Origin of the sequence: Myxococcus xanthus, assembly GCF_006402735.1 — a bacterium.
Lineage (GTDB): Bacteria > Myxococcota > Myxococcia > Myxococcales > Myxococcaceae > Myxococcus > Myxococcus xanthus_A.
Genome location: NZ_CP017174.1, coordinates 8,682,952 through 8,694,467, shown reverse-complemented (window position 1 = coordinate 8,694,467; position 11,516 = coordinate 8,682,952). Strand labels below are relative to the sequence as shown.

Sequence of the window (11,516 nt, the reverse complement as noted above, 5' to 3'; positions counted from 1 at the left end):
GTTCAGAGGTCGTAGGCGACGGACAACATCGCGATGGGCGTGGGGACGACGCGGCCACGCAGTTGGTTGATGAAGGGCACGCGCACGCCCGCCGCGACGACGACGTCCATGCCCGGGCTGAAGATCACGTCGGGAGACGCGTAGCCGATGAATCCGCCCGTGTGCTCATGGCGCTCGCTGTCCGTGTGGCCCTGGTGCTCGCCTTCCGTGTCGGCCGGCGCTTCCAGGCGGCTGTCGAAGCCCAGGCGCAGGGCCCAGCGGGCAGACGGCTGGTACTGCGCGGCGAGCGTGGTGCGGAGGGAGGCACCCGCGCGGAAGCCCTGGATGCCGCGCGTGGGGAGGAAGCCGGTGGCGCTGGCCAGGAAGGACCAGTTGCCGCGGAAGTGCTGATAGGCGAGGCCGGCCAGTGGATCCACCGAGCCGCTGCCCAGCTGACTGTCCAGGGCCAACTGGGCGCCACCCGGACCGCGCAGCACGGGCGCGGTGGGGAGCTTCACGCCGCCCAGCACGCTGAACAGGTGGTCCGCGGAGAAGGCCTTGTCCTGGAAGAGGAACACCTTCGCGGCGACCTCCACGTCGCCAATGCCCCAGCCGCGGTCCCGGGCGAGGCTGACGTGCCGCACCTCGCGGGCCTGCAGGGGCAGGGTGGCGGAGAGGAACAGCCAGGGGAGCGGCGCGTAGGCCACCGCCAGGTCCATGCGCGCCTCGCGCAGGCGCAGGGCGTCCACTCCCTCCTCACCGACCGTGTGGCCCCATCCCCGGACGGTGGAAGACAGGCGCAGGCGGCCGGAGAACGGCTGCTCGGTGCCCATGGACATGAGCGTGGGGTCGCCACAAGCGCAGGTGGCGCAGGCCCAGGCGCTCGAAGTGGGGACGAGCAGCAGGGCGCTGGACAACAGGAGGCTGACGGTCAGGGCGTTCTTCACGGCCCGCGCACCATACGTGCTGGCCTGGAGGCCCGCGTGTGGCGTGTTGTCGCAGCGTGCCATGGCCAGGGAGGGCTGGCGGCGAAGGGCGAGCAGGCAGGCGAGCGGCCGGTGTCACGCAGGAATCGATGCCCACGTTGAGAATGGCGACGTCCTGCCAGCGTTGTGGGGCTGGGAGGAGGGACGACAGGGAGGATTCATGGGCGTGCTAGCGCCGATTGGCCGGCTGCTCTTTTCGGCCATCTTCATCACCAGCGGCCTGAACCACTTCTTCCAGTTGGAGGCGCTGACGGGCGTGGCCCAGGCGTCCGGGGTGCCGGAGCCGCGCATGGCGGTGCTGGGGTCCGGCGTGGCGCTGGTGGTGGGCGGCTTGTCCGTGCTGCTGGGCGTGTTCGCCCGCCTGGGCGCGGCGGCCATCGCCATCTTCCTGCTGTCCGCCGCCTTCATGGTCCACAGGTTCTGGCTGGTGACGGACCCGGTGCAGGCGCAGGACCAGCTCACCCACTTCATGAAGAACCTTTCCATGGCGGGTGGCGCGCTGCTCATCGTCTACTTCGGGTCCGGGCCCTTCAGCCTGCGGCGCAAGAAGGCGGAAGGGCTGGGGAGCGGGAGGCTGGGCGTTCCGCTGCGGTCTTGAGGCTCAGGGCGTGGGGGCGCTGACGGCCGGGGCCTCCGCGCTGTCGGGAATCCAGGTGATGAAGGCGGAGGCCTCGGGCAGGTTCCGCTTCAGCTTGTCGCAGGGGACGTGCACGGTCGTGTGGTTGTCCGAGCCCGCCGTCATGAGGAAACAGCTCTCCGTGCGCGGGTCGATGAGATAGGCGTTCCGGCCGTCGATGTTGATGAGGGCGAATTTCCCCGCCTCCGGCAGCTTGACGTAGTCGAAGTGAGACGGAACGCAGCCCACGAGCGGCAGGAGCAGCACGGCACACCGGAGCAGTGATTTGCGCATGCGGCGAATGTTACCTGCTCCGGCCGTGCGGCACCATCTGAGTTGGGAATCCTCAGCGCTGGACCGCAAGGATTCGCCAAGTCTTCGAGTCAATCGCATACCGCGCTCCCATGTCGTAGGGGGCACCCTTTCTCTCGCATGCGTCGGGGTCCAGCGAGATGCTCACGAGGATGATTCCGCCTTCGTACGGAGCCGCTGTCACGTCGTAGGACTCTCGCCGATAGAGGCACTCCCCTCCGGGCCGGTCGCCCGGCGGGAGCTTCAGGTCCCATGGCAGGTAGTCCTCCATGGCGAGCTGGACAGCCTGGGCCAGGGGGCGCCGGATGATGACGCGTCCCTCTTCCGGCATTCCAACGGGGAACTCGAACCTTGAGGCTTCCTCCGCGGGCACATGGACAGGACGAGGCGGCTTCTTGAAGAGGGCGCATGCCGGGAGCGTGCACAGGCACATCAGGGGCAACCACTTTGGCATCATGATGTCTCCTGTCAGTCCTCGCGTCCGACGGGGGTGATGAAGCCGAACGGTTTGTCTGCGGGCTTGATGAGCCCGATGCGGACCCACTGCTTCCCTCGACGCGAGTAGACCTCGCCGGGCCTGTCTACATCATCCAGGTGGGGGATCAGCTTCTGGATGTGGCACGCCGAATCGAACTGAATCTTGATGAGCCAGAGTTGATTGGCTGCGCGCCGGTCCGGCTCGGATAGCGGCGAAGGGTGCCAGGGATGACTGTGGTAGTCGGCGAGGATGGAGAGAGACCGGGCCTCGGGGTCGATGACCTTGCGAACGGGAAAGCAGGACTTCTTCGTCGCTTCCCTGCGCAGTTGCCATCGGCCGAGGGGAGAGGGATGGCTGACGCGGTAGATGCCGTCGCCTCGGGAGTAGATGAGGCCGCAGTACTCCTGTCCGTAATTCCTGTCGGTCGCGCCCGGGAGCTTCATGATGGCGGGGCACAGGCGGTCGATGACCTCATCCACGTCCCGGGATGGCTCGACGCCAGACCATGGCCCCCGCGCCCAGACATAGTCCGAGTCGTCGCTGATGAAGCCGTAGTTCTCCGTCTCGTGTGCCTTGCGAGGAGCGCTTTCACAAGCAAGGCACACGAGGAGCAGGGATGCAGGCCACCAGAGCCTCGGGTGCATGCTCCCTGCTTAGGAGATGCGCGGCGGGCTCGCAAGCCAGCCTGGCGTGCGCTACCCCGCGCTGACGGCGGCCTGTCGCAACGTGAAGAAGGCTACCTCCGGCTCGCTGCCCCGGCGCAGGTAGGGGCCTCCGAAGCCGAAGCCCAGGCCCCGGTTCACGTACAGCTGGTTGCCATTCACGTGGTAGTGGCCGCGGATGTACGGCTGGCCCGCGCGGCGGAAGAGGGCCTCCGTCAGGCCGCGCACCACGAACTGGCCGCCGTGCGTGTGCCCGGAGAACTGCACCAGTCCCGCGTGCGCCGGCAGCTTCTCCGCCGTGGGCGGCGTGTGGGCCAGCACCAGCCGCGTGCCCGACACCGGCGCACCCCGGAAGGTGGCCTCCACGTCGTCCCGGCCGGTGAGCCCGTCGTCGATGCCCAGCACCGTCACCGGCGCGCCCTTCACGTTCACCTGCCGGTGCTCATTCTGCAGCACCGTGTAGCCCATCCGTTCGAAGGACTCGCGCAGGTATGGCGCGTTCACCCAGTGGTCATGGTTGCCCATCACCACGTAGACGGGGCCCTGGATGCCGGCCAGCAGCTCGCGCACGCGCGGCAACGGCTTGGGGCTGTGCGTGACGTAGTCGCCGGTGAGGAACACCAGGTCCGGCTTCTCCTCGTTGACCGCCTCCACCGCGCGGCGGATGCGCAGCGCCGAGGTGGCCTGCCCCACGTGCACGTCCGACAGCTGCGCGATGCGCAGGCCGTCATGCTCGGCATGCATGTGCTGGACCATCAGCACGTTCTCCGAAAGGGAGAAGTGGTCCCGCCAACGCAGGCGCCGCTCCGTGCGGAAGGGGTCGGCACCGCTGCGCGCGACCAGCGCATTGCGCCCGTCCTCCTGCACGTTCCGCCGGAAACTGTTGGCCGGAGCTGCCAGGGGGGCGTCACGACGGGCGAGACGTCTCAGGCGCATGCGGTTCGGTTCCTTTCGGTGCCGGGGACGGCGTAGGGGCTCGATTGTAGCGAGCCAGGCGAGGTGGGTTGAAGCAGGTGTCCCTCGCACGCCTGCCCAGCCAGCGGCCGGCGCTCGGGGTGCAGGGAAAACCCGCGCGATTTCAGGAAGATTCCGAAGCGTCCTCAGGCATCCTTCCCTCATTGGACAGACGTCCGGGGGGCGTGCAGTGACGACGGTGACCGTTGGGATTGCTACACCCGGGGGGACGATGACCCCCAGGCTCGGGTCCGCCCAGGACACGGGGCCGGACGTGACAACGCCAGAAGGAGGAGGAAGCGCCGCGCCCCCTTCCGGCGGCGGTTCGCGGCCGGTGGAGCTGGCCGAGCTCATGTCCACGGTGCCGCTGGGCATGGCCATCATCGACCGCGAGCTGCGCTTCGTCGAGGTGAGCGACGCCATGGCCGCCATGCATGGCGTGTCGCGCGAGGCCCACCTGGGCCAGTCCATGGTGGAGGTGCTGCGCGCCGAACCCTCCGCGGCCGACGTGGTGCGCCGCGTCCGCCGCGTGCTGGAGACGGGCGTGGCGCTGGAGGGCGTGGAAATCATCCACCGCGAGTCGGGCGCCCACGGCGAGCGCACCCGCGTCTACCGCGCCAGCTACCACCCCGTGCGCCGCGATGGCGCCATCGTCGCCGCGTGCATCTACGTGGAGGACATGACGGAGCGCCGCCGCGTGGAGGCCCAGCGCGACGCGGGCGCGGCCCGGGAGCGCTCGGTGCGCGAGCAGGCCCTGCGCGAGACGCAGGAGGCCGTGCGCGCCCGGGATGAGTTCCTCAGCGTGGCGGCCCACGAGCTGCGCACGCCCCTCACCAGCCTGCGCCTGCACCTGCAGTTGCTGCTGCGCCAGGTGGGCGGCTCGAACCACGAGCCGCCCGCGGAGCTGGCGCCCAGGGCCCGCGTGCTGGACCGCCAGTTGTCGCGGCTGGTCGGGCTGGTCAACACGCTGCTGGACGTGTCGCGGCTGGCCGCGGGCCGGCTGTCGCTGGAGCCCCGGGAGCTGGACCTGGCGCAGATGGTGCGGCAGATGGCGGAGGCCTTCTCCGAGGAGTTCAACCGCGCCGGCAGCACGTTGTCGCTGCACGTGGACGGACCGCTGCTGGGCGAATGGGATTCGCTGCGCCTGGAGCAGGTGCTGGTGAACCTGCTCTCCAACGCCGTGAAGTACGGCGGAGGCCAGCCAGTGGAGGTGTCGCTGGCCAGCGAGGGCCCCACGGCGGTGCTCGCCGTGAAGGACCAGGGCATCGGCATCTCCGAGGACGGCATGGCGCGCCTGTTCGGCAAGTTCGAGCGCGCGGTGTCGGAGCGGCACTACGGCGGCCTGGGCCTGGGTCTCTACATCACCCGTCAAATCGTGGAGGCCATGGGCGGCAGCATCACCGTGCGCTCCGCGCAGGGAAAAGGCTCCACGTTCATCCTCCGCCTGCCCACGCGGCCCCCGGTGCCCACCAAGGCCGCCGCGGGCGCGCGGTAGATTCAAGACGCGCCCCCCGGGGCGCCCGTGCGGGGCACCCCGGGGGCTTCCCCGTGCTTCATTTGCCGCGGAGGACCGTCAGGCCTCTGTCGGTGAGGACGTACAGCGCCGCCGGCGTCACCCGCGGGTCGTAGATGAGCTGCCGCACCCGGGAGCCGCTCACGTCCGCCACCTTCTCCAGCGTCTTCTGCGGCGTGAGGCGCCACAGGCCCGAGCGGTCCGTGCCGACGTAGAGCGAGCCGTCACCCGTGGCCGCCAGCGCGTTGATGTTCTGGAGCGCGGCGTTCTGCTCCGCGTTGGCGCCGGTCAGCCGGGTGCCCGTCTGGGCCTGATTGGAGGCCCACGTAATCGTCATCTCCCACAGGCCGTGGTCCTTGCTGCCCAGGTAGTAGCGGCCGTCGGTCGTCTGCTGGAAGCCGCGCCAGCTGTCGAACTCACTGATGCCGTTGAGCTGGGGCAGGTAGGAGGACTCCACCTTCATCAGGTTGACGCGCTTGTCCATGTTGTCCCAGTCGCCGTGGTGGGGCGTCGGCGTGACGGTGCCGAACATCCACTCGTTGGCGATGAGGACGTCCCCGTCCTGCGCGATGCCGAGCCCGTAGGTGTAGCCCGCCATCTGGCTGCCCTTCTCGTTGAGCCACACCGGGTGCCGGTGGGAGTTGTACTCCAGGCCGCGGATGCGGGTGACGCCGTGGTTGGAGCCCACGTAGACGTCGCCCTCGTCACGGCCGTGCATCACCGTCACGCAGCTCAGGATGCTGCGGTCCTCGTCGAAGTGGTGGTCGTTGCTGTTGCGGATGCCCAGGTTGTGCACGTCATCCAGCCGGCGCGGGCCGGTCTGCACGCGGGGATTGCCGTTCGCGTCCGTCGTGTTGCGCACCGACTGGTGCAGGTGCTCCTCGAAGACAATCTGCCCGCTGCCGTCCAGGCGCACCACGTCCACGTCACCCTGCTTGTAGTACTGGAGCCGGCGGTGGCTGTACGGGAAGCACGGCTGCGTCGGGTCGGGCTGGTAGCACTCGTTGGGGCTGACGATGTAGTTGGGCTGCAGGCCCGGGAAGTCCGGGTCCGTGCGCAGGTCCGTCGTCGCGTAGCCCACGTAGGCGCGGCCCGCGCTGCCACCACAGATGACGGTGGAGTCGGTGGCCGCCCGGTCCGGACCGAAGCCGCCCTGGGCCTGGCCAATGGGCGAGCGCGTCCAGACGACCTGCCGCGTGTCCGCGCGCAGCACGCCAATCCGGTCGCCATCCAGCAGCCAGATGTTGTGCGCGGCGTCCACGCCCACCGCCTGCGCCCGGGAGATGTTGTAGCGGGACGAGTAGTTCGTCACCGCGTCCGTCGGCCACGGCCCTTCAACAGGACCGCTGCCCGCGTCCGGCTCCGAGCCCCCGTCGGGCTCCGTGCCCGCGTCCGGCTCCGTCCCCGCATCCGGCTGCGTGCCGGCGTCGGGCTCTGGCCGCGCCACCGGTGGAATGTTGTCGATATCGCTGTCCGTCGTGGGGGACGTGGGCTCGTTCGAGCCACCGCATGCCCATGCCGTCATCACCACTGCTCCGAGACACCCGCCCCACAGTCGTCGATTCACCGCTTCCTCCTCCTGCGGGACGCACAGCAATTCGCATACCGGGCCTTGGACGCCTGGCCGCCCGGGAAACAGGGTCAGCGTGGGCAAAACGTTTCCCTGTCTGGAGAAGAAGAGGGCCTCGCGGTGACGAAAAACGAACGGGCCCGCCTCCGGTGTGGAAGCAGGCCCGTTCCGAGGCACGATGCGCGTGTCGCCAGGACTACCGCGTCGGCGTGCCGTCGAGCTCCTTGTCGACGGACTCATGTGGCTGCGTGCCCGCGCCGCCGGTGCCCGGCTGCTTCTTCTTGGCGCCCTTGGGGCTGGTGGCGCGCAGCTCCAGCGCGACGACCTCATCGCCCTCCAGTTGGAACTTCGCGCGCACCGAGGCGCCTTCCGGAATCTCATCCGTCTTGGCGACCTTCTTGCCGTCCAGCATCAGCACCGTCTTGTCGCGCACGTCCAGGTCCGCGTCGGGCAGGCCCGGGCGGGACAGGCTCACGCCGTCCGCGGTGGCATCCTTGAGGGTGCCTTGCAGGCTCATGGCCTTGTCCATCTTGAAGGTGCCTTCATCCTCCGTCTGGACGCCCGTCACGTCCTTGGCGGCCTTGCCGATGGCGGGCCCCACTTCGGTGGCGTCCACGCCGGTGCTCTTCTCCGTACCGGGGCGGGGTACCTGCGTCTGCGACGGCTGCTGCTGCGCGAACGCGGCGCTTCCCACGCACAATGCGACTGCGGCGATGAGCTTCTTCATCATCCCTCTCCCTGGGTTCAGTTCGGTTGGACCGACTGCTGGGAGCAAGGGTGGGGCCGCTTCCTGCTCTCGCCAATCCAGGCCGAGTGCCCCAGGGGCGCCCCTGGCCGCAGGGCAGCCGGGCAGGCGCCCACGCTCAGTTGGGCAGCTGACTGAGCCGCTTCACCGCGTTGAGCAACTCGCGCAGGTCCAGCGGCTTGCGCAGCCAGCCGGCGACGCCCAGGCCTTCCGCCGCGCCCTTCACGTCCAGGTCCGCGCTGGCCACCAGCACGGGGATGCGGTTGAAGCTCGTGTCGTGACGCAGCGCCTCACGGAAGGCGAAGCCGTCCATGCGCGGCATCATCAGGTCGAGCAGGATGAGGTCCGGCATGGATTCGACCTGGCGGAGCTGTGTAAGCGCCTCCAGGCCATCCGCCGCGAGCAGGACGGCGTAGCCTTCCAACTCGAATACGTCCTGGAGCGCGTCACGGATGTCGAGGTCGTCATCGACGACCAGCAGTGTCTGAAGCGGTTGCACCAAAGCCTCCGGCGAAGGCGGGGCAGTCTCCCCCGCGACGCCGTCCCCACGATGTGTCCGCCTCCCTGAAGGCGGAAGCGCGTGGCAGGCCTGGGGGCGGGCAAATGCTCAACCCCCGACGCATGCCAGGCCGCTCTCCGATCATCTTCCCGGGGCGGGGCGCGGTGCGCGCTCCTGGGGCCGCGGTGGCCCCGTCACTCAGTTGCAGCCGTCGCAGAGACCGCGAAGCTGCACTTCCACCGAGCGCTGGGACACCGCGCGGGGCACGCCCTTCGAGGACGCGATGCGGACCGACTCCTCCGGGAGGCAGGCCACGGTGCCGCAGTCGGTGCAGGTGAAGTGCGGGTGGCTGCCGCCGTGCTCCTCGCCCGCGCGCTTCAGTTCGAAGCGCCAGACGTGGTCGCCCAGGTCCGCCCGCACCACGAGCCCGGCCTCGGTGAGGTCCGTCAGGTTGCGGTAGATGGTCACCCGGTCGTAGCCCTCGTCACCCAGCGCGTCCACCAGGTCGGCGTGGCTCATCGGGGACGTGGCGTCCTCCAGCTCCCGCAACACCGCCACGCGGGGCGCGGTGCTGCGCAGGCCCGCGGAACGAATCCGGTCCTGGAACTCAGTGAGCTTCGGCTGCACGGCACTTCTCTTTGCTCCCATGATGCCCTTTCGATAACCGATTTGACGGCCACTTTCACCCGGCTGAGACCTGGAGCGTTGAGTCCTCACGCTCCGCGTCATGCATCCCAGCGGGTCTCCCCCGACTCCCGCGCGTGCTCCCGGTGCACGGTTGTATCTGCTTCCAATGCAATCTGGATGCAGAAGAATCGTCGTTGCCGCCGTGATCGGGTGAACCGTGAGTCCAAGGTCCCCCACCGGTGCCTGGTGGCTGGCGTGTCCGGCGTCACCCGACGGCGGGGGTGGTGCGGGACGCTGGATTTCCGGAAGCCGCGCGGCATGTCACTGAGGAAGACCTCGGGGGGGGCGGGCTGGCCACAGGTGGCCCCTGCCTGCCCGGATGCGATTGTTGACGAGATACCGCTGCCGCCGTGGATGCATCCGCCACGCAAGTGCGTTTCCGGAGGGGAGGTCGAGGGCCGGCGACCGACTGGCGGTCATTTGCACCGGAGAACACTTGCCGCCGGACTGCTTGACTCGCTGCGTCCGGTGCCCAGACTGCGACTCTTTCCTTCATCTGGGGTGTCTGAACACCCTGGCCGCCCGCCCGCCTTCGATTCGTCGTGATGACGCCCTCCCTCCTGCTCATCGAAGACCCCGGTGCCTCCAGGGAACTCCAGGTGCTTGCCCTGGAAAGTCAGGGCTGGCGAGTCTGGGTTTCCGCGGACGTTCCGGGCGCGCTGACGCTGCTGCAGACGCAGTCGGTGCAGGTGGTGGTGGCGGCGGCCGGCCTGCTGGTATCGGATGGGACGCACCTGGAGTCACTGCGGCACGCACTGTCGTTGGCGGGCGCCCTGTTGCAAATCAGCGCCTTCCCCGCAGAGCGGGAGGCCCTGCGCCCGCTCGACCTGCCGGTGGAGCGCTACCTGAGCCGGCCCCTGTCGCTGGGGGCGCTGGTGGAAGGGGCGCGGCAGGCCTTCCCGGTGGAGGCGGGCGGAGGGCCGGAGGCACGGCGGCCCCGCGTGCTGGTGGCGGACGACGACCCGGTCTCCCGCAAGCTGGCGCAGCTGCACCTGGCGCCCTTTCGTTTCGACGTGGTGCTGGCGGCGGATGGCGCCACGGCGTTGGACCTGGCGCGGCGCCGCGGTCCGGACGTGGTGCTAGCGGACGCGCTGATGCCGGGCATGGACGGCTTCAAGCTGTGCCTGGGGTTCCGGCAGGACCCGCGGCTGGCCCGGGTGCCCGTCATCCTCACGCACACCATCGCGCCCGACGAGCTGGACTTGCGCATGGCCCACAACGTGGGGGCCAACGGCTTCGTGCGCAGGACGCAGGAGGGCGACGAACTGGTGGGCGCGCTGCTGCGTGAGCTGCGCGCCGGCGGACCTTCCCACACGTCGCCGCCCGCGGACCTGAGCACCGAGGACCACCTGTACCGGATGGTGCGCCAGTTGGAGCGGCGGGTGGGGCTGCTGGAGCAGGCGGAGCGCACCGCCCGGGAGAGCGAGGCGCGCTACCGCCTGGTGGTGAGCGGCTCCTACGACGGCATCTGGGACTGGGATTTGCGCGGCCAGGCCTTCTACTGGAGCCCGCCGCTGCTGGACATGCTGGGCCTGGGGCCGGGGGACTTCGGCGGGACGTTCTCCGCCTTCCTGGAGCTGATTCACCCGGAGGACCGGCCGGACGTCATGGCCGCGCTGTCCGCGCACCTGGAGCGGGGCACGCCCTATGACGTGTCCCTGCGGCTGCGGCACGTCACCGGCACCTGGCGCTCGTGCGTGAGCCGCGGCCGGGCGCTGCGCGACGCGCAGGGCCGCCCGGTGCGGATGGCCGGCATCATTGGCGACGTGACGGAGCAGCTGCGCCTCTACCGCGAGACGCAGGAGGCGGTGCGCGCGCGCGACGACTTCCTCAGCGTGGCGGCCCACGAGCTGCGTACCCCGCTGGCGGCGTTGCGGCTGCGCGTGCAGGGCGCCCAGGGCGTGCTGCGCGCGGGCCTGAGCAGCGGGACGGAGCGGCTGGAGCGCGCGCTGGATTCGGCGGACCGGCAGGTGCAGCGCCTGTCGGACCTGGTGGAGTCGCTGCTGGACGTGTCGCAGCTCCAGGGCGCCGCGCCCCGGCTGCACCTGGAGGACGTGGACCTGGCGCTGGTGGTGCGCGAGGCGGTGTCACGTTCGGAGGATGCGGCGGCGCGCGCGGGCTGTCTGCTGGTGCTCAGCCCGCTGGAGCCCACGCCGGGACGGTGGGACGCGGCGCGCCTGTCCCAGGTGATGACGCACCTGTTGTCCAACGCGATGAAGTTCGGGCCGGGCAAGCCGGTGGAGGTGGCGCTGGAGTCCGGGCGGGACGTGGCGACGCTGATGGTGAAGGACCATGGCATCGGCATCGCGCCCGCGCGGCTGGAGAGTCTCTTCCGCCGCTTCGAGCGCGCCGTGCCGGTGCGTCACTACGGCGGGCTGGGCCTGGGCCTGTACCGGCTGCGCCGCATCGTGGAGGCGCACGGGGGCGGCGTGTCCGTGGACAGCACCCCCGGAGAGGGCGCCACGTTCCGCGTCCGCCTGCCGCGCGAGGGCCCGCCCGCGGTGAGGGGCTGACG

Annotated in this window: 12 protein-coding genes; 3 read left to right on the top strand and 9 right to left on the bottom strand. The window is 70.0% G+C overall.

The window, feature by feature from the left end:
- Positions 1 to 2: 2 nt before the first annotated feature.
- Positions 3 to 926: a transporter gene (locus BHS09_RS35905; RefSeq protein WP_174260617.1), complete on the bottom strand. Its 924-nt coding sequence runs from the start codon at positions 924 to 926 to the stop codon at positions 3 to 5.
- A gap of 199 nt (positions 927 to 1,125) precedes the next feature.
- Here BHS09_RS35905 and BHS09_RS35900 point away from each other — a divergent pair, with 199 nt between their 5' ends.
- Positions 1,126 to 1,563, top strand: a complete 438-nt coding sequence (locus BHS09_RS35900) for a DoxX family protein (RefSeq protein ID WP_140800307.1) — start codon at positions 1,126 to 1,128, stop codon at positions 1,561 to 1,563.
- A 3-nt stretch (positions 1,564 to 1,566) separates the two neighbouring features.
- Here the strand turns inward: BHS09_RS35900 and BHS09_RS35895 are convergent, their stop codons facing one another.
- From BHS09_RS35895 to BHS09_RS35880, 4 genes are read right to left on the bottom strand one after another with little or no spacing between them, the layout of a single operon-like run.
- Complete coding sequence (locus BHS09_RS35895; RefSeq protein ID WP_237077792.1) at positions 1,567 to 1,875, bottom strand: hypothetical protein; 309 nt, start codon at positions 1,873 to 1,875, stop codon at positions 1,567 to 1,569.
- Positions 1,876 to 1,927: 52 nt separating this feature from the next.
- Positions 1,928 to 2,347, bottom strand: coding sequence for a hypothetical protein (locus BHS09_RS35890; protein ID WP_140796730.1), 420 nt, complete (start codon positions 2,345 to 2,347; stop codon positions 1,928 to 1,930).
- Between the two features lie 14 nt (positions 2,348 to 2,361).
- Positions 2,362 to 3,015 (bottom strand): Mov34/MPN/PAD-1 family protein, encoded by a 654-nt coding sequence (locus BHS09_RS35885; protein WP_140800306.1) that lies wholly within the window; start codon positions 3,013 to 3,015, stop codon positions 2,362 to 2,364.
- Positions 3,016 to 3,066: 51 nt separating this feature from the next.
- A complete protein-coding gene (locus tag BHS09_RS35880; RefSeq protein WP_140795850.1) occupies positions 3,067 to 3,969 on the bottom strand; it encodes a metallophosphoesterase in 903 nt (300 codons plus the stop codon).
- A gap of 352 nt (positions 3,970 to 4,321) precedes the next feature.
- Here BHS09_RS35880 and BHS09_RS35875 point away from each other — a divergent pair, with 352 nt between their 5' ends.
- Complete coding sequence (locus BHS09_RS35875) at positions 4,322 to 5,482, top strand: sensor histidine kinase (protein ID WP_140796729.1); 1,161 nt, start codon at positions 4,322 to 4,324, stop codon at positions 5,480 to 5,482.
- A 58-nt stretch (positions 5,483 to 5,540) separates the two neighbouring features.
- On the opposite strand, the gene BHS09_RS35870 is transcribed toward BHS09_RS35875, so the two are convergent.
- The 4 genes from BHS09_RS35870 to BHS09_RS35855 all read right to left on the bottom strand — a co-directional run bounded on the left by BHS09_RS35870 (position 5,541) and on the right by BHS09_RS35855 (position 8,962).
- Positions 5,541 to 7,310 (bottom strand): hypothetical protein, encoded by a 1,770-nt coding sequence (locus BHS09_RS35870; RefSeq protein ID WP_140795849.1) that lies wholly within the window; start codon positions 7,308 to 7,310, stop codon positions 5,541 to 5,543.
- The gene (locus BHS09_RS35865; protein WP_140795848.1) at positions 7,267 to 7,800 is read right to left on the bottom strand and encodes a hypothetical protein; all 534 of its coding nucleotides are present in this window, start codon (positions 7,798 to 7,800) and stop codon (positions 7,267 to 7,269) included. The genes BHS09_RS35870 and BHS09_RS35865 overlap by 44 nt, the downstream gene beginning before the upstream one ends.
- A 133-nt stretch (positions 7,801 to 7,933) precedes the next feature.
- On the bottom strand, positions 7,934 to 8,314 hold the full coding sequence (locus BHS09_RS35860) for a response regulator (RefSeq protein ID WP_174258992.1): 381 nt from the start codon (positions 8,312 to 8,314) through the stop codon (positions 7,934 to 7,936).
- A gap of 198 nt (positions 8,315 to 8,512) precedes the next feature.
- A complete protein-coding gene (locus BHS09_RS35855) occupies positions 8,513 to 8,962 on the bottom strand; it encodes a Fur family transcriptional regulator (protein WP_140795846.1) in 450 nt (149 codons plus the stop codon).
- A 584-nt stretch (positions 8,963 to 9,546) separates the two neighbouring features.
- Between BHS09_RS35855 and BHS09_RS35850 the strand changes: the two genes are divergently transcribed.
- A complete protein-coding gene (locus BHS09_RS35850; protein ID WP_237080037.1) occupies positions 9,547 to 11,514 on the top strand; it encodes an ATP-binding protein in 1,968 nt (655 codons plus the stop codon).
- Positions 11,515 to 11,516: the final 2 nt, after the last annotated feature.